Genomic DNA, 17,767 nt, shown 5'->3' with positions numbered 1-17,767 from the left:
TTATATTGCCGAGGAGAACTCGAATTCACTCATCTTTCTAAATGCTGTTTTCTCACTTTTTCAGCAAGCCCTAATTATCGAAGTTTTATCGCCTTCCACAGAAGCAGCAGATCGCGGCATTAAATTTGCTAAATACCGCCAGTTTTCAACACTGCAAGAGTATGTTTTGGTGCAAGTTGAACAGCCAGGAGTAGAGATGTTTCGACGCAATCAACAGGGGCAATGGGTTCTCTCCGAGTATGGTTTAGGCGATTCCTTGCAACTTGAATCCGTGAATCTAGAAATTGCGATCGCCGATTTATATCACCAAGTAAAATTTTCTTAATAATTCCGCTGTCAAGGGATTTGATATTAATTATCCTAGCGATTTTAAATTATTTGAACAAACCGCGAAGACGCGAAGAGCGCGAATAAAGAACAGTATCTTCTTCTTTCTCTTTCTTCGCGTCCTTAGCGCCTTCACGGTTCATTTAATGTTACTCCCGATTCGTAAAAACCCGGTTTCTGGGCCCCGATGCGTAAGTCCTATTTAAACAAACTGACCCGTTGGAGTCGATCGCACCCGACGAATTCCAATCACCGACGGCATCGGCGATCTGCGCCGATCGTTCTCAATATTGCTCGGCCACAAACTGCCGCGAGAAACAGTGCGAGTTTGATTGAAAAGAGCACCGTTCAAATCCAACATTTCAATTTGCCGACTCAGTACAGTACCATCATCGATCGGACAATCTTCCCCAGGATGCTGCACCGCAATTATCAGCGTATCTTGCCCCACAAAAGTCGGCCCCGTCATTTCGCACCGATTCGGGCCGTAAGAAAATGGAATTACTGTGCCTGCATTCGGGCCGGAAGTCGGAATATAAAACAGCCAATTGTTGCCGAAAACTCCAGTAAACTCTGCCACATTTCCAGTCTTCTTGTGGTCGATCGTCGTTGGCTTTCCTGCCGCACCGATATCAAAACCGTTGTGCGTGCTAGTAGACATATCAGTGACGCCCCAAATATTGCCTTGAGTGTCAAAAGCCATAGTATCCACACTAGCAAATCCCGCGCCAGCTAGCGAACCCGCTTCTCCGCCTTGAGCCAAACGCTGCCAGCGGAACGTCAAACCTGCACCGTCGGGACTGTCTTCAATTATTTTGTAAAGTCCTCCCGACTGCTGAGTGCTGTTGACAGCGCTACCGTATTTAGCAACAGTAAAAATGCGAGAATCTGGATAGCCGTCGCTTCCCGGTGCGCCGTCAGTATAAGCAATAAAAACTTCCTTCGTAGTAGGATTAACTTCCAAATCTTCCGGCCGCGCCGTGGGAGTTCCGCCGATCAAATTAGCAGCTAAAAAAGCATCAACTAAAACCGCGCCTTGGCTGCTGTAGAAATCAGCCAGAGTTTTATTTTGGTAGCCCGGAAGTGCTGTTGCTTCATTGGTTGTATCTACCACAAAAGAACCGCCGTCTTCGGTTTGACCAGCAATTCCTGCGCGTTTAGGGAAGCGAGTAGCGGCATCTCTTTGAGCTTTGCCAAAACTTGCTAATTCCGCCTCGCCAACTTTAGAAGGACGCACTGGATTTGTCTGGCTATTTATAGTTAGTGGTAGCCATCTTCCAGTACCGTTGCGGTTATATTGGGCCACGTACAAAACGCCGTCTTCAAACAAGCGGCTGTTGTTTTTATCTGCGGGATTGGTGACATTACCGTTGCTGACAAATTTCCAGGTGTGTCCGCCGCGCCGATCGTCCCCCATGTAGCCTATTAACTTGCGGCCGGCTTCAGCGCGAATCGCGACGTTTTCGTGGCGGAAACGGCCCAACCATGTGTGCTTCCGGGGGCGGAAACTTGGATCTTGGGGATCGACTTCTACCATCCAGCCGTATTTTTCGCCGACTAAGCCGAATTCCTCACCGATAGTGCCCTTGGCGTAGCCCGTTTGGCCGCCGTTGGGTTTGATGTTTTCCTGAACTCCGACGAAGAATAGTTCGCTACCTTGGAAGTTTTCTTCGGCGGAGAGGATTGTGCCCCAAGGGGTTGTGGCGCCGGAACAGTTGTAGGCTGTACCGATGATGCGGTTGCCGAGTCCGTCGGTGTTGACTTGCGCGAAGACTTGGGTAGCTGCCGGGCCCGTGCCGGTGAGGTACTCGTTATCCCCTTGTCTGGTTCCCCAGGAGGTGACATCTTTGTATTTGTCGGTACGCTGGCTGTTGATTCCGAGGCCGGAAAGTCCGTGGATACGGCGGTTGAGGGAGTCGCCGGCGATTGCCTGAAATCGGCCGTTAGACTGTTTGGTGATGCGGACGATCGAACCACCGAGATTGTAGAGGAATTCGCCAAGGGTATCGCGATTTTTTACGGATAAGTCTATACCGAGGACGGCGCGATCGGTGGTTGGAAATGGTGCCAGATCAGACGGCGCTTCCGGTGTCACTTTCGACATCGGGAAACCTACATACTCGTGGTTCACCCAGAGATAGCCGTCGTCACTGCTGCCACGAAGGCCTACGAAGGCGGTGTGGTCGCAGTTGTAGCCGAAATAGTCTGCCGGATTGGGGAAAACTCGATCGCCCCAGCGAACAATCACGTAGCGTTCGTATTCCGGCGGCACAACCACATCGTCAACAACGTTGTAGCTGGTTAATTTAGTATCCTGCGAGGCAGCCATCACGGTTCCCTGTCCGTTTAAACCCGTTGGCATAAAGCTGGGCAGTTCTCGATAAATCGGCAGGGGGTGGGGAAGTCTTACCGGAGTGAAAGATAGCGGAACTACAGCTTCGGCGGAGGTAGAATTGATGCCGAATAGTGTTTTAGTTAGTTGAGGGGCAAGCACAGTGGTAGCCGCACTGCTGCCGAAGAAAATTAGCAGTTGTCGGCGAGTTATTTTAGACATAAATTCCTTTTCAAACCAACATCCCTAATCTGATGATTTCGTATGAAACTCTATCACTGTTAAATTAAGGGGAGTTAACCTGAAGATTAATTAAAATAAGATGATATTTTGGTTAATAAGAAGTTAAATATAGTCAGTTGTCAGTTGACTGTTGACTGTTGTTATTGATTATTTATTAGTTGCAATTACCAATTACCAATTCCCATGTCCCATGCCTCATGCCCCATTACTAATTGTTCAATCATCTCGAAAACCCGGATCGTTTTGTCGGGATGTCGATCGACTGGGCGCAGGTACATTAATCACTTGCGAAGACCCAGAATTTGCGGGCGCAGTATTGCCGTCTCTGAATCCCAGCAGCAATTGAGCATCGGCAAAATATCTAGTCCACTGTTCGATTCTCGCATCTTTCTGCCAGTCGCGGCGGGATACTCTCGATCGCAAAACAGGAACCCTTTGTCGGCTGCGATCGGCTGTAATGATGACTGTAACTTCTGTTAATGCCGGATTTTCTTGAAACTCACGGGCGATCGACTCTTTCGCTAAATCTTCCGCCTGCTGCACTAAGCTGGCAAAAGATTGACTGCCGTCCGAATCTAAGGTAAGGTAGCGCTCTTTGGTTTCCGCCAAAGCTATCGATATACTTGCTGTTAAACTGATAATTGCCAGAATGACGGTCTGCAATAAGCGTAGGTACAAATTCATTATGTTTGAAACTAAATACTAACACTTATCAATGATAGTTAATAAAATTTAATAGACTGTTAAACTTAGATTAAAATAATATTTTGTGTTATCAGAATGCGCCAAAAATGCAGCCTTTAGGGGGAAATTTTCGCAAAAATACAACTTGTATGGGCTGGTTTAAGCCGAAATCTTTTTAGGTATCAAAGGATATCGATAAACCCGCCCCGCCGTACTCTTCCCTTTTTCTTTAAATCCGTTAAATCCGTTACACAATCAGTTGCCGAACCTTCTTCCTTCTTCTTTATGAAATTAACAAAATGTGCGATCGCCCTCGGTAGCAACTTAGGCGACTCCCTCGCCACACTCTCTAGCGCGATCGCAACCCTCAACAACACCCCAGAAATCGCAGTAAAATCCCATTCAAGCTGGTATCAAACCGCCCCCGTTGGGCCGCCGCAACCCGATTACATCAACGCCTGTGCCATCCTAGAAGTGGCACTACAACCAGAACAATTGCTAGCAGCTTTATTAGAAATTGAAATAAAATTTAATCGCATTCGCCGAGAAAAATGGGGGCCAAGAACCCTAGACCTAGATTTGCTGCTGTACGACAATTTAATCCTAGAAACTCCGACACTGACTCTACCTCATCCCCGGATGACCGACAGAGCTTTTGTATTAGTACCTTTAGCAGAAATTGCCCCGGAGTGGGTGCATCCGGTGACGAAAAGTACGATCGCCCAACTCCTGCAAACCGCAGACTGTTCCGGAGTGCAAAAATTGCCAGTGTAAAAATTGAGCAAAATTCAGGGCTTCGATCGCCTATGATGTCTTAAATCGGTGCACTCTAACATTATTCGCTTCGCGCTTATGTCGATCGGTCAAGAACTACCCCAACTCCTCAAACAACGCCTATTTTACCAAGGGCGCAAATTTAACTTTGACGTAGCCACCCTCCGTCTTCCCAACGGTTCCGAAGGCGAGTGGGAATGTATTCGCCACCCCGGCGGAGCACTTGCAGTTCCCGTCACACCCGAAGGTAAACTCGTCTTGGTGCGACAATACCGCTTTGCCACAAAAGGGCGAATTTTAGAATTTCCCGCAGGTACAGTCGAAATCAATGAAAGTCCCGCCGAAACTATCAAACGCGAAATCGAAGAAGAAACCGGATATCGGGCTGGAAAATGGCAGAAGTTAGGGCAATTTTTTCTCGCCCCCGGTTATTCCGACGAAATCATTTATGCTTTTTTAGCCCAAGATTTGGAAAAATTGGAAAAGCCGCCCGCACAAGACGATGATGAAGACCTTGAAACAGTTTTATTCACCCCAGAAGAATTAGAAAAAGCTATTTTAGCTGGGGAACCAATTGACGCGAAATCAATTTCGAGCTTTTTCTTAGCCCGTCCATTTTTGACTTAAATAGGACTGACGAAAAAACTCCGGTTTCTTAAAATCGTGCATCAAACCGATAAATCTTAACTTAGAAACCGGGTTTTTGACCCCGCGTGTGTCCAGGACTGTAAAATCTAAAATCTAAAATCTCAAATCGAATGTCAGATCTAATTTTATTTTGGCACCGCCGCGACTTGCGTATTTCTGACAATATCGGACTGGCCACAGCCCGCCAGCAAAGCGCGAAAGTAGTCGGGATTTTTTGTCTCGATCGCAATATCCTAAATCGCGATGACGTAGCGCCAGCCCGAGTCACCTACATGATCGGCTGCTTGCAAAAACTTCAGCAGCGTTACAGCGAAGCAGGCAGTCAATTACTGATAATTCAAAATGACCCGATTCTCGGAATACCGAAATTAGCAACAGCGATAAATGCTCAAGCAGTATTTTGGAACTGGGATGTAGAACCCTACGCAAAACAGCGCGATATCTCCGTATCAAACGCCCTCCAACAAGCAGGAATTCAAGTTCAAAATTTCTGGGATCAAGTCCTGCACGCCCCAGACGAAATTCGCAGCGGTACAGGACAACCCTACACAGTTTATACACCATTTTGGAAAAAATGGAACAGTAAACCCAAAGCCCAACCCGTAGAGACACTGCCGATAACTTATCTGGAATTAATGACCGGATTAAGTGCAGAAGAACAAGAACTCGCTACCCAAGCAGGTGCAATTGAAACACTGCCCACTGCTTCTAGTTTGGGATTTATTTGGGAGAATCCATTAGTAATAGAACCCGGAGAAGATGCAGCGCGAGAAAAGTTGGAAGAATTTTGCGATCGGGCAATTTACCAATATCAAGAACAGCGCAATTTCCCCGCAGTTAGCGGCACCTCCCAACTCAGCGCCGCCCTCAAGTTTGGTGCAATAGGCATCCGCACTGTTTGGCAAGCTACTCAGATAGTAATGGACACTTGCCACAGCGAAGAAGCGTGCACAAACATCCGCACTTGGCAACAGGAAATAGCGTGGCGGGAATTTTACCAACACGCCATGTATAACTTCCCAGAATTAGCAGACGGCCCCTACCGTCAAGCATTCAAAGACTTTCCGTGGGAGAACGATGAAAAGCTTTTTCAAGCTTGGTGTCGAGGCAAAACTGGCTATCCTATTATCGATGCAGCAATGCGACAGTTAAATCAGACAGGTTGGATGCACAATCGCTGCCGCATGATAGTCGCCAGCTTCCTCACCAAAGACTTAATTATTAACTGGCAGTGGGGGGAAAAATACTTTATGCAAAAATTGATAGACGCCGACCTTTCGGCTAATAATGGCGGCTGGCAGTGGAGTGCATCGAGCGGCATGGACCCGAAACCTTTGCGAATATTCAATCCCGCCAGTCAAGCTCAGAAATTTGACCCGGAGGGCGAATATATTCGGCACTGGGTGCCAGAATTGCGCCGCGTTGATACTAAAGCTTTGCTAACAGGAAATATTTCACCTTTAGAACGCCGACTTCTTCATTATCCCTCTCCGATCGTAGATCACAACGAGCAGCAGCGCAAGTTTAAGGAACTTTACAAGCAGCAAAAAATAGCCGATTAAATTGCTATATTTTTGGCGCCAGTTATCATATCAGTAAGGTTCGCAGTGCGCCCCCTAAAGTTCAAAAATTTCATCAGTTATAATAAAGTTAAATAAATCGGAGGTTGAAATGGTAACTCTGCAATTAAAACAAATCAGTGTACCCCCAGGGCAGAGAGTGCTGTTCCATGATGTCAACTGGCAGGAATTTGAAGCAATTTTAGAAGAGTTGGGAGAACACCGTGGCTCTAGAATAGCTTACAGTCAAGGAACTTTGGAGATTAGGATGCCACTACCAGAACATGAGAAAGCTAAAATCCTTATTGGTTATTTAGTAAAAATTTTGTTTGAGGAACTAGAAATCGACTTTGAACCCTTTGGTTCGACGACTTTCAAGAGAAAAAGTATGTTACAAGGTATTGAACCTGATGAATGTTTTTACATTCAGAATTACGCTTTAATGATTGGTAAAAAGCGGATAGACTTAACCATCGATCCGCCGCCTGACTTAGCAATTGAAGTTGATCTAACTTCCAAGACTCAACTGGACGCTTACGAAGCGCTGGGAGTACCTGAAATATGGCGCTATGAAAATAAGAAGCTTCTGATTAATGTGCTTCAAGATGGGAAATATGTGGCATCGGAAATTAGTCCGACTTTTCCAAATCTGCCAATTATTAAAGCTATCTCTCAATATTGCGAACAAAGCCAAACAGCGGGGACGAGTCAAACTCTCAGATTGTTTCGCAAGTGGGTTAAAGACCAAATGAGGCTTTGATCACTGAAGTCCTCACTACAAACCTGACTGTTTCCCAAGGCCCAATTACCGATCCAGACAAGTTATCATAAACTTAAATAAATCGGAGATTCAAATGGTAACGCTGCAATTAAGACAAATCATTGTACCACCTGGACATAGAGTGCTGTTAGATGATGTCAACTGGCAGGAATTTGAAGCAATTTTAGAAGAGTTGGGAGAACACCGTGGCTCCAGAATAGCTTACAGTCAAGGAACTTTGGAGATTAGGATGCCACTACCAGAACATGAATTCAATAAGGAACTTATTGGTGATATGGTCAAAATATTACTCGAAGAACTTGAAATTGATCGAGAATGTTTTGGTTCGACGACTTTTAAGCGAAAAAATATGTTACAAGGAATTGAACCTGATAACTGCTTTTACATTCAGAATTATGCTCTAATGATTGGTAAAAAGCGGATAGACTTAACCATCGATCCGCCGCCTGACTTAGCAATTGAAGTCGATTTAACTTCCAAGACTCAACTGGACGCTTACGAGGCGCTGGGAGTACCTGAAATCTGGCGCTATGAAAATAAGAAGCTTCTGATTAATGTGCTTCAAGATGGGAAATATGTTGAATCGGAAATTAGTCCGACTTTTCCCAATCTGCCTATTATTGCAGCTATTTCTCAATATTGCGAACAAAGCCAAACAGCGGGGACGAGTCAAACTCTCAGATTGTTTCGGAAGTGGGTTAAAGACCAAATACAAAATTGATAGGAAATCCCTAGTTAACGCACTGGCTGTTAAAAAGCAGGCTTCTTGACGATCGCAAAAAAGCCCTTTTCTCACAGCAAGCGTCCTAATCCCGTTGTATGGTTAATTTCGCTTTTGGGAAATAGAGAGAGAGTAAGGGTGTTGACCTTGAGATCGATCGCCCACAAAAATAACATAAGTCCCCTTGTCCCCATAACCGGAAAATTCTACATTCCCCGCAGCAGCATTCGGCGGCAGGACGCAGAAACGCCCCCTCGGCCCTTGAATCATCAAACTTGGAGCTCCAGCGGTTTGTACTGCAATCCGCCAGTAAGGCAAATCCTGCGTTACTTCGATGACGTGGTTCGGTCCTTGGGACACAAAACCGCAGTCGCCGCTATTGTTTGGGCCGCCGGAAACTCCAGAAACTCCCAGCGGTTCGGGAAATCCCGGAGCAATTTGTAGCGGTTGGCTCCGAAGGGCACCGGCATCCGCTAAAATCATTGCCAAGGCTAGGGTCACGATCGAGCTAAACCACAGTTTGCCGCGATCGCCCGGATAATGGATCTTCATGTTTCCTCACACAATGGCATTTGGTTCTAGTTCTTTGACGGTAGGGGATAATTGCGGTTCCAAACACATTAATCTAAACTAACTTCCGAATTTTTTTATGAATCCTCAAAATAATTTCAATTGGCAGCAAGCGTTCGGAGAACTAAAAGCTAAACTAGAACGATCGCCACTCATCACACAAAATCCAGGCAGCTATCAGGCCGTCGGAACCTTATACAATCAATTACTGGACAAGTTTCAAAGACTCCCTAAACCGGGGCAGGTGGCAGCCTTTGCCGTCGGAGCGATAATTGTCCTGACAGTCTTCAATAGCATCGTACAGCTAATTTCAGCGCTGATGACTCTTGCCGTTCTCGGAGTGCTAATCTACATAGCGTATAAATTGGCAATTTCCCCCCAGTCCTCAAATACTAACGACAAATAATAGGAATTTCTAAATATGGCTAACCCCACCGCGCCCAGCGGCATCAATCAACCCGATCCGTCTTGGCCAACACAATCCAAGCAAATGCCACTGCTGGTTCGCAGGTGCGGCGCTTGGGCCGTGGAAATTTCGTTAATTGCCGCCAGCGCCCTCGTTCCCTTCAGTATCGGGGCATTGGTCAACAAGGAATCTCAAACCGTGCCGCTTAATTCCTCCATAGCAGCAGCATCCGAAACCGTCGCCCGTACTTTGGGCATACCCGTGCGCGATCGCAGCCCCAGAGTCGCACCCCTAACTAATCTATTCTGGTCGGGGGCGCTGCTGGCACCGGCAGTTTTAGCGGGGTGGCAACTGTTTATGCTCGCCAGAACCGGTCAAACTCTTCCCAAACGCTGGTTTGGCGTCAAAGTTGTCACAGCGTCGGGTACTCCTCCGGGTTTTGGGCAAGTGCTAATTCGCGAAAGTTTGGGGCGCTGGGGAGTGCCTCTGGGCGTCGCTTACGGCATTTGGCGCTTGAGCGGGGCGTTTCCTGATTTGCTGATTTTAGGGGGGGTGAGCGGCTTGGCAATGCTCGCAGACGGCGCTGTTGCATGGCGTTACAAACGGCAAGCGGGACACGATCGCCTCGCGAATACTTTGGTTGTCAACGCTCGATCGAATCAACAGTCTGCCAATCCTGTCCAGACTCAGGATTGGACAGAGGAAGACGCGCAGATTGCGGCTTTGGTTGTGACTCCGCAAACGGGCGTGAAAGTAAATGCCAGTTTGTGGAATTGGATGCGCCAACACCCAGGCACAACTTTAGTGATAGTTACCATCGGCAGCGCGGGATTGATTTTAACTTTGTTTGTCGGCACTCTCATCTACACTCAAACTCAAGCAAATATGCGGGATTCCCGGCAGCGGAATGACGAATTATTTGTAGCTTTAGTTAGCAAATTGTCTCCCACATCGGCTAGCGGGGCATCCGGCAGGCGATCGGCTATTTTGGCTTTGGGGGCCGTGGAAGACTCCCGCGCCGTACCCCTGTTAGCGGATTTGCTAGCTCAAGAAGACAACCGCGCCATGCTGGACGCGATCCAGCAAGCTTTAGTCAGTAGCGGCCCGAAAGCTTTGCCTGACTTGCAGCGGTTGAATCAAGCCCTCAGCAACGATCTCGATTCCCTGCGCTTTGGCGGCAAGGCCCCGGAACGCGAGTTAGCCGCCGCCCGCCAGCGAACAGTACAAAGGGCGATCGGCAAAATTCTCACAGTGTATAGCAGCCAACTCAACGGTGTCGATCTCAGCCGCACGGATTTAGCTCAAAGTCCTGCCGGCCCGTCTCAGTTTACTTTAGTTTTAAACAAAGTTGACTTGTCGGGAATTAAGTTGAGAAATGCCAATTTAACCAATGCCAGCTTGCAGGGAACTCGCTTTTACGGCACCGGCGAAGACAGGCGTCCGGGTACATTTGACGATTGGATTTCTGACTTGAGCGGCGCTAATTTGGAAGGAGTAAATTTGACCGGGGCGTCTTTGAACAGTGCTGTAATGAACCGCACTACTTTTGTGCGCGCTGTCATGAACAAAGCTAATTTGTCAAACGGCAATTTGAATGCAGCTAATTTCAGCAGTGCTATTTTAATTGGAGCAAATTTGCAGGAAGCACAGTTAAAAAATGCAAGTTTTACCGGAGCCGATATAGGAAGCGCGAATTTGTCGGGAGCAGATTTGTCAGGTGCGCGTTTGGGCAAAGTGAAGGCTCAAGGCGCTCAGTTGTCCTTGACAAATTTGTCTAAATCGGAATGGCAAGGTGCTGATTTGTCCGGTGCTGATTTGAGCGGCGCCAACTTACAAAATGCCGATTTGAGTTCAACTAAACTCGCCAACGTGAATTTAAAAGATGCTCGCTTGCAAGATGCTAATTTGCGGAATGCGGAGGTGAGTTCGGTTGATTTTAGGGGAGCGAATTTAGCGGGAGCGAATTTTAAAGGCGCTGTGTTTCTGGGGAAAACAGCTTCGGATCAATTTATTCAAAATCCGACTGGTAGTAAATCCGGTCGATTCCTAGGAGTTGATTTTGCGGAGGCTAAGAATTTAGATAAAAGTCAAATTGCTTACATTTGTTTGCAGGGGGGCATTCATCCGAACTGCCCGCAGAAGAAGTAAGGATTGGTTGTTAACGAGTAGGCTAATACAGTCGATCGAAGAACAGCTAAGGTAATTATGAGCGTTAAGCGAATCATTTATCTCATCCTAGCAATTCTGGGGCTTGTGCTGCCTTGGTACTATAACTTGCAGTTTTTTAACAATGCTGGCTTGCTCGACTTTGTAAAAGAGAGTTCGGCTAATCTTGCTGCGAAATCGGTAAGTTTAGATTTGTTTATCGCAACTGTAGCAGGAAGCACTTGGATGTACGCTGAGTCAAAACGATTGGATATAAGTTTTGTAGGGCTGTACATACTTCTGGGTTTGCTTGTTTCGTTTTCATGTGCTTTCCCGCTTTTCTTGTTTGTGCGGGAAACCAAGCTGGAAAAATCAAGTGAAGTCTCAAGTTGAAAAGTTGTTTAACAGATGAGTGCCGCGCAGCACAATAATTCGGTGCAGGCGATCGAGCTATTATATAATTTCCGGTAAAATCACCGTTATAGGTTTGGAGTGATGACGGAAGTGCTCAGAATTTTATGAGGATTAAAGTCCTCACTACAAACCAACGTGATTGTTGTCGTTCGAGGGGACATAATGTTATATCGTTTCCGGTTGCACGAGCGAGATAATATAGAGGACACCGCAGTGCCGTTTCCCTACCCGGATTAATTGTAGGGAAACGGCACTGTGCCGTCTCGAAAGCTGTAGGTAATATTAATTCCCAGGCTACCGGATTTGATACTAATACCAATTTCAATCATTTCTGGGTAAAAACTTTTTTGTAGGGTTTCGTTCCACTGGCAAAACCTACTATTACATTGTTTATTGAAATTGATATTACGCAATAGCATCCGAACTGGCAAGAGTCTCGAATTGCGCCAATAGCATGGCATCACCATTATTTGGAGTTCCAAAAATTTTAGGTAACTGACCTGTTTCAGCGAGAACTTGTCTCACTTCTCGGTTAGATACATCCGCTAGATTTTTGTTATTTAGAATGGCATTAACCGCAGCGATACCCACACCTTGACCAACTGCGGCGTTGAATTCCACAATTCTGCCGACAGAACAAGCAAACCCTTCAAATCCAGAACAGGGACTGACCACTGCCAGGTTAGGAACGTTTTTAATTAATGCGTGACGGATGCCAACATTAAAGATAGGGTGTTTAAAACTCAGACTTTTAAACCATCCTAGACGAGTTGCTTTATCGCGAATACCCTGGATGCCTCCCCGTACATCAAAATGATAGCTAAATGTTGCCAGCGCTTCATTAGCAGGTACGCCACCTAACAGCATTTGTGCGCCCGTTAAAGGTTCTACCACTCCTGTCACATTGCCAGCGTGTCTGATATAAAGTTCTGATGCGTAAGTAACAGAAGTAGCCCCCAAACTCTTCAGCCAAGTTGTAACAAATAACATCTCTCTTTGCATATTAGCCGTGGGTTTGCTCCCGCTTCTGGCTAATGCTTCTGCTTCGCTGGCGGTGACGGCAAATAAAAGCGCATTCCACGAAAGTCTGTCATTTGGAAGTACGGCTATATTTCCCTCATCTAAAATTACGCCCGTTTCAGGAAAAAATAGCTTTTTTCCCCTAAAGGAGTGGTAGGCTACAGACAAAGCCGACGAGCGAACATCGATGTAATCGTTACCCGCCCACAGAGTTTTGAGATTGCCTTTAGTGTCCCTCATTTCCCGCCGGAGTTCTTCGGCTAGTTGGGTATCCTTGTCGGCCGCGTACAGCAAAAATTTTTGACTCTCTGAATCGGCCAGGTTTGTGAAGCGTTTTAGATAAGTATAATCGAGTTCCTTCAGTGCTTTTGCACTGAGTCCTTGGGTTTCAAAAACGAGGGTGACTGGAAGTTCAGAGTTAGGCAGACCAAATGTTTCAAATCCCTTCAGCTTTCTCACACCGGCAGCTTGAGCTAATTCGGCATTGACCGTGGCATCAATAAATTGCTTGCCGGCATAAACTACGCCTTGAGAGGTGGTTATACTGGCAATTTTTTGACCTTCTTTAGTGACTGATTTAATTTCTACTTTGCTGAGGAGATCGGCCCCAGCTTTTATCAGCATTTCTTTCAGCGCTGCACTGGCTTTGCCGGGGTCAAGTGCAATTGCCTTAACGCCGGATTTTTGTAAGAATTCTTTATAGATTGTCGCCGGTGAACCAAAGGTATCTAACTTTAAAGATTGTTGAAGTTCTTCACTAATCTGACTTCTATCTAAATAAGCAAGACCGCCTCTTACCAAATGTCCGCCAATTCCTTCTTGCAAGCTTCCTTTAGACATCAGTAGAATTCGCGGATAACGCTTTGTGCGGCGAAGATATTCTCTGGAGGCAGAAATAACAGCTAGAACTCCTGGAACTTCATCACCAAAACAGATGACATCGTAAGAACGCACATCCATGACCATTATTTAATAACCTCTCCTGATTTTCATCTTTTCGTGCTGGATCTCAATGTTGGCCGTCCAACTCTCTGTTTTTCCCAAATCTAGCTCGATATTTCCTGATTTTTGCGATAAATATTCACACATTTCTAGACGCAGCAACCGGGTTTTTTCCAGAAAATCCTCCGTTGAGGACGATCGATCTCGGTTGAAAAACCCGGTTTCTGAGCGTCTAGAGTCGGTCAGTCTGGTACTCTTGATTGCCATCAGCCCAGATTATCAGGATCTATCCCCAACTCCCGCAATCGCTGAGCTAGTCGATCGGAACGTTGGGCCAATCGATCGGCGCGCTGCGATTCCTGCTGGGCGCGCTGTGATTCCTGTTGGGCGAGTTGCGCTGATTCTTTCACCTTTTCTTCAGGAGTCAGATAACGTTTTCCATCGGCATCATACCAATACAACCACTCCCTTGTCACCCCAGAATAATTTCCCCTTTCACAACCAATCCCCAAACCAATCTCTGGCATCCAAACTGGATGTCCGGGCTGTAATTCGTACTTCCCATTGACTAACTTATGTACTTCTAAACGGGGTTTACGGCGGCGGCGGGAAGAATAAATGACGTAATAAAGTACGCCTAAAGCTTGATATTCCTCCAACTTTGCGGTGTATTCTTTTCGATAATTTGGGGAAACTACTTCCAGCACAAAAGTTGGCAGAACATTTTCATCCCACAGCACGTAACTGGGACGCAATTCTTCATCATAAAACCTTTCTACACCTAAACTCAAGAAAGCATCGGGCACAATGGCAGGTTTGTCGGGGTGATAATAGATACCCATATCTATGCCAAAAAACCAGTCCATGCGTTCTGCCCAAAGTATGAGCAATATTGCTTTTAGCAATCCTGGTATTAATTCTTGCAGTTCGTTATCCACAGGCGTTTCATCAGAGTCGGGTAGTTCATCGGCTGAGGGCCAGTGCCTCGGAAATTTGTAATCTAACATGGCTGCTTTCCTCAAAACTCACTAACATTATACCTTTGATTTGTTTGACAATAGTATTTATTGAACGAACCGCGAAGACGCGAAGGAAGATAAGAGAAGATGAGAGGTAATTTTGACTTAGTTAATCTGAAGTAATTTTTGTAAAAGATTTGCTGAGACTTACGCGATCGACTAAACTATGTCTAACCAGTCGGTTCTAATGGGGAGCAGCCGTTAGAGGAAACGGGGAAAGTTCGGTGCAAGTCCGGCGCTGTCCCGCAACTGTAATGAGAGTTTTGTCGCTTTCTGAGTCAGGATGCCCGCCGATGTGTTAGTTTACATAGTCTCATCTGCGAGGTTCAGCGTGAAGGCCAGAAATCGGAAATTGGTCAGCTTGGGATTGATGGCTGGCTTGAGTTGTTATATTGTCCTGGGATCGGCAACGCCCGCCGCAGCTATGCACATTTCGGAAGGTTTTTTGCCGGTGCAATGGGCTGCATTTTGGTGGATTGTGGCGTTGCCTTTTTTTGCAGTAGGTTTGCGCTCAATTACTCGCATTACAAAAGAACACCCGGAACTTAAACTATTGCTAGCTTTAGCCGGTGCGTTTACTTTTGTGCTTTCTGCTTTAAAAATTCCCTCGGTAACGGGGAGTTGTTCTCACCCAACGGGTACGGGTTTGGGTGCAATTTTGTTCGGCCCTTCGGTGATGGCTGTACTGGGGGCTTTAGTTTTGTTGTTTCAAACGTTACTGTTAGCGCATGGCGGCTTGACAACGCTGGGAGCGAATATGTTTTCGATGGCGATTGTTGGCCCTTTCGCTGCGTATTTTATCTATCAATTGCTGTTGCGAACTGGTAGCCAGCGGGCAGCAATTTTTTGTGCGGCGGCTTTGGCAGATTTGCTGACTTATGTGACGACTTCGATTCAATTAGCGTTAGCTTTTCCGGCAGCAAGTGGCGGTTTTATGGCTTCGTTTCTCAAGTTTGCTGGCATCTTTGCTATCACTCAATTACCCCTAGCCATCAGTGAGGGATTGCTGACTCTATTGGTCTGGAATTGGCTGCATTCTTACGGAAAGCAGGAGTTAGAAACTTTGAAATTATTGAGGCAGGAGTCATAAGCCGTGAATCAAAAACCTACAAAAAATCACCAATCTACTTCGCGGCAAAATTGGCTGTTGGCTGGCGCTGTGATTGTTCTGGCAGCGTTTCCTCTCGTTTTTGTGCGGGGTGAATACGGCGGTTCAGATGACGAAGCTAAGAAAGCAATTACGGAAATTCAACCGGGTTATAAACCTTGGTTTAATCATTTGTTTGAACCCGCTAGCAGCGAAATTTCAAGTCTATTGTTTGCGTCTCAAGCGGCGATGGGGGCTGGCGTAGTTGGGTACGTCATTGGGTTGTATAAAGGCCGATCGCAATCTCGGCAGCAATCGGATCGTAAATCGTCGGAATGAACCATCAGATTGATAGTCTGGCTTATACAAATCGCTTGCGGGGGTTGCCGCCATCTCACAAGTTATCCTTTGCGATCGCCCTTTTAATTCTGTCTCTAGTTTCTGGGGCGATCGTCCAATTGTCGATCGGCCTTTGGTTAGCAGTCTGGATCGTCATTTATGCGGGTATTCCGGGGAAACTGTATTTGCGGTTGCTGTCGCTACCGTTGATGTTTTTGCTGACAAGTTTGCCTGCTTTGGCGATGGGTGCGGTTGAGTTAAGTCACATCCAGGAAATTCAGTGGGATATTTGGCAAGGTTGGGGCATTAGTATCGGCAGTTTTTATCTGTATGTGAGTCGCACTGGAATATACCAAGTGAGTTTATTATTTGCCCGCGCCTTCGCATCCACAAGCTGTATGTATTTCATTCTCTTGACGGTTCCATTTACAGAAATCTTGCAGATTCTCAGACAATTACGCTGTCCAGAGTTAGTCACAGAACTGCTATTACTAATGTATCGGTTTATTTTTAGCTTATTGGCGATCGCCGATGAACTTTGGATTGCTCAAAACTCGCGTTGTGGCTATCGCACTTGGAAGCGAGGAATGCACAGTTTAGGCATTTTAATCGGGCAATTGCTTCAGCGAACTTTGGAAAACTACCGTCAAGTTTCGTTGAGTTTAGCGTCGCGCGGCTTTAATGGAGAACTGCGCGTTTGGAATTCTTACCCTTACAAACCTTCGCGAAGATATACATTGGAAGCCGTGTTTGGTTGCACGGTTTTAACTTTGTTAAGCGCGGTATTTCAAAGCTAAATTTATTGTTAGTCCTGGACAATGGGGACCGAGAAACGGTTTTTTTTACCGAATCTGCTAGCTGTACCACGTCTTTTCATAAAAAAAAAACCGGTTTCTTTGGTTGGAGTGGGTAAGTCCTGCATTATATTCACGATTAGTGACGGTGGCGGTGGTTAATATCAACGAGACTTACGCATCACAAGCAAAGAAACCGGGTTTTTACTGAATCTGCGGGTTGTAACCAAGTATTCTCGCCAAAAACCCGGTTTCTGACTACCGGCGCGTCCAGGGCTATTGTTGATAATTCTCGTATTCTCGTTAGTTTAGCGGGCCAGATTTGAATCAGGTCGATCGCACATTTCTAAGTTCAAGATAATTCGCTGACAGTCTGAGGTTGGGCTGTTCTGGCTTTTGCCTGTTTCAGGGCACTTAACAAGCGATCGGCGTTTTTGGGTGATCGCAGCAGGTATACTGTCTCCAGTAAGCTTGCCAATTCGTCAGCGGCAATTAAGGCTACGTTTTCGCCGTCTTTGCGGGTGATGATGATGGTATCGCGATCGCTGATGACTTGTTCGCACAGTTCATCAAGATTGGCCAGAGCTTCAGTATAGGTTACTTGGGTTTGTGTGAGTGACATGGTTTTTGGCTTCCCAATACTAAGAATAGTATAAGGGTGATCAGGTGATTAGAAGTCTTTATTTATAGCATTGAGGCAGAAACCGGGTTTTTTCCCAAATTTTTGCGTGAGTACCTTTAACCTTGCTAAAAACCCGGTTTCTTGAGTGACTACTGCTGTATAACTTTTGAGAATTGGGATAAGAAGCGGTATTGGCAAGCTGCAACATAAGTGTTAAACTCTGCAAAAGCTCTGGCGCGAGTGGAATACAGCGGTGTCCTGGTAAATGAATTACAAAAAAAAACTGGTTGGTGTTGCAGCGGTATCCCCGTGTCCGCCCTCTGATTTTTAGATGTATACT

The 17,767-nt window shown here is 46.2% G+C and carries 19 protein-coding genes and 1 riboswitch; of the genes, 12 read left to right on the top strand and 7 right to left on the bottom strand.

Annotated elements, in window-relative coordinates; all coding sequences use genetic code 11:
• On the top strand, positions 1-325 hold a 325-nt coding region (locus tag QUA70_RS15565), incomplete at its 5' end, for a Uma2 family endonuclease (protein ID WP_333348226.1).
• A 204-nt stretch (positions 326-529) separates the two neighbouring features.
• Here the strand turns inward: QUA70_RS15565 and QUA70_RS15560 are convergent.
• Both QUA70_RS15560 and QUA70_RS15555 read right to left on the bottom strand, forming a co-directional pair.
• Positions 530-2,881, bottom strand: coding sequence for a PhoX family phosphatase (locus tag QUA70_RS15560; protein WP_333348229.1), 2,352 nt, complete (start codon positions 2,879-2,881; stop codon positions 530-532).
• A 237-nt stretch (positions 2,882-3,118) separates the two neighbouring features.
• Positions 3,119-3,586 carry a hypothetical protein gene (locus QUA70_RS15555; RefSeq protein ID WP_333348232.1) on the bottom strand — a complete coding sequence of 156 codons (468 nt, stop codon included), beginning with the start codon at positions 3,584-3,586 and terminating at the stop codon, positions 3,119-3,121.
• A gap of 285 nt (positions 3,587-3,871) precedes the next feature.
• Between QUA70_RS15555 and folK the strand changes: the two genes are divergently transcribed.
• The 5 genes from folK to QUA70_RS15530 all read left to right on the top strand — a co-directional run bounded on the left by folK (position 3,872) and on the right by QUA70_RS15530 (position 8,069).
• The gene (gene folK / locus QUA70_RS15550) at positions 3,872-4,360 is read left to right on the top strand and encodes a 2-amino-4-hydroxy-6-hydroxymethyldihydropteridine diphosphokinase (protein ID WP_333348234.1); all 489 of its coding nucleotides are present in this window, start codon (positions 3,872-3,874) and stop codon (positions 4,358-4,360) included.
• 78 nt (positions 4,361-4,438) lie between these two features.
• Entirely contained in the window at positions 4,439-4,987 is a 549-nt protein-coding gene (locus QUA70_RS15545) for an NUDIX hydrolase (RefSeq protein WP_006635393.1), read from the top strand.
• A 131-nt stretch (positions 4,988-5,118) separates the two neighbouring features.
• A complete protein-coding gene (locus QUA70_RS15540) occupies positions 5,119-6,570 on the top strand; it encodes an FAD-binding domain-containing protein (protein ID WP_333348237.1) in 1,452 nt (483 codons plus the stop codon).
• A gap of 109 nt (positions 6,571-6,679) precedes the next feature.
• Positions 6,680-7,327, top strand: coding sequence for a Uma2 family endonuclease (locus QUA70_RS15535; protein WP_333348240.1), 648 nt, complete (start codon positions 6,680-6,682; stop codon positions 7,325-7,327).
• Between the two features lie 94 nt (positions 7,328-7,421).
• Complete coding sequence (locus tag QUA70_RS15530; RefSeq protein WP_333348243.1) at positions 7,422-8,069, top strand: Uma2 family endonuclease; 648 nt, start codon at positions 7,422-7,424, stop codon at positions 8,067-8,069.
• Between the two features lie 102 nt (positions 8,070-8,171).
• On the opposite strand, the gene QUA70_RS15525 is transcribed toward QUA70_RS15530, so the two are convergent.
• Positions 8,172-8,621 (bottom strand): hypothetical protein, encoded by a 450-nt coding sequence (locus QUA70_RS15525; protein WP_333334263.1) that lies wholly within the window; start codon positions 8,619-8,621, stop codon positions 8,172-8,174.
• Between the two features lie 97 nt (positions 8,622-8,718).
• Here QUA70_RS15525 and QUA70_RS15520 point away from each other — a divergent pair, with 97 nt between their 5' ends.
• From QUA70_RS15520 to QUA70_RS15510, 3 genes are read left to right on the top strand one after another with little or no spacing between them, the layout of a single operon-like run.
• On the top strand, positions 8,719-9,045 hold the full coding sequence (locus QUA70_RS15520; protein WP_333334261.1) for a hypothetical protein: 327 nt from the start codon (positions 8,719-8,721) through the stop codon (positions 9,043-9,045).
• Between the two features lie 15 nt (positions 9,046-9,060).
• Complete coding sequence (locus QUA70_RS15515) at positions 9,061-11,193, top strand: pentapeptide repeat-containing protein (protein WP_333348246.1); 2,133 nt, start codon at positions 9,061-9,063, stop codon at positions 11,191-11,193.
• A 57-nt stretch (positions 11,194-11,250) separates the two neighbouring features.
• Positions 11,251-11,583 (top strand): DUF2834 domain-containing protein, encoded by a 333-nt coding sequence (locus tag QUA70_RS15510; RefSeq protein ID WP_333334257.1) that lies wholly within the window; start codon positions 11,251-11,253, stop codon positions 11,581-11,583.
• Between the two features lie 426 nt (positions 11,584-12,009).
• Here QUA70_RS15510 and QUA70_RS15505 read toward each other — a convergent pair whose 3' ends face one another.
• Genes QUA70_RS15505 through QUA70_RS15495 form a run of 3 tightly spaced genes read right to left on the bottom strand, consistent with a single transcriptional unit; the run spans position 12,010 to position 14,573 of the window.
• Positions 12,010-13,584, bottom strand: coding sequence for an FAD-dependent oxidoreductase (locus tag QUA70_RS15505; RefSeq protein ID WP_333348248.1), 1,575 nt, complete (start codon positions 13,582-13,584; stop codon positions 12,010-12,012).
• Positions 13,585-13,593: 9 nt separating this feature from the next.
• Positions 13,594-13,833 carry a hypothetical protein gene (locus QUA70_RS15500; RefSeq protein ID WP_333348251.1) on the bottom strand — a complete coding sequence of 80 codons (240 nt, stop codon included), beginning with the start codon at positions 13,831-13,833 and terminating at the stop codon, positions 13,594-13,596.
• Entirely contained in the window at positions 13,833-14,573 is a 741-nt protein-coding gene (locus QUA70_RS15495; protein WP_333348254.1) for a Uma2 family endonuclease, read from the bottom strand. Before QUA70_RS15495 ends, QUA70_RS15500 begins: the two co-directional genes overlap by 1 nt.
• 174 nt (positions 14,574-14,747) lie before the next feature.
• A riboswitch (cobalamin riboswitch) is annotated at positions 14,748-14,894 on the top strand.
• Between the two features lie 61 nt (positions 14,895-14,955).
• Here QUA70_RS15495 and QUA70_RS15490 point away from each other — a divergent pair.
• The 3 genes from QUA70_RS15490 to cbiQ are packed head-to-tail and all read left to right on the top strand — an operon-like array spanning position 14,956 to position 16,808.
• Positions 14,956-15,675, top strand: a complete 720-nt coding sequence (locus tag QUA70_RS15490) for an energy-coupling factor ABC transporter permease (protein ID WP_333348346.1) — start codon at positions 14,956-14,958, stop codon at positions 15,673-15,675.
• Positions 15,676-15,678: 3 nt separating this feature from the next.
• Positions 15,679-16,011 carry an energy-coupling factor ABC transporter substrate-binding protein gene (locus tag QUA70_RS15485; protein WP_333348257.1) on the top strand — a complete coding sequence of 111 codons (333 nt, stop codon included), beginning with the start codon at positions 15,679-15,681 and terminating at the stop codon, positions 16,009-16,011.
• Positions 16,008-16,808 (top strand): cobalt ECF transporter T component CbiQ, encoded by an 801-nt coding sequence (cbiQ, locus tag QUA70_RS15480; RefSeq protein WP_333348260.1) that lies wholly within the window; start codon positions 16,008-16,010, stop codon positions 16,806-16,808. The genes QUA70_RS15485 and cbiQ overlap by 4 nt, the downstream gene beginning before the upstream one ends.
• A gap of 349 nt (positions 16,809-17,157) precedes the next feature.
• Here the strand turns inward: cbiQ and QUA70_RS15475 are convergent, their stop codons facing one another.
• A complete protein-coding gene (locus tag QUA70_RS15475) occupies positions 17,158-17,427 on the bottom strand; it encodes a type II toxin-antitoxin system Phd/YefM family antitoxin (protein WP_333348263.1) in 270 nt (89 codons plus the stop codon).
• Positions 17,428-17,767: the final 340 nt, after the last annotated feature.

Origin of the sequence: Microcoleus sp. LAD1_D5 (assembly GCF_036702115.1) — a bacterium.
Lineage (GTDB): Bacteria > Cyanobacteriota > Cyanobacteriia > Cyanobacteriales > Microcoleaceae > Microcoleus.
Note: the sequence above shows the minus strand (reverse complement) of the source record. Positions and strands in the feature narration are given on the sequence as shown.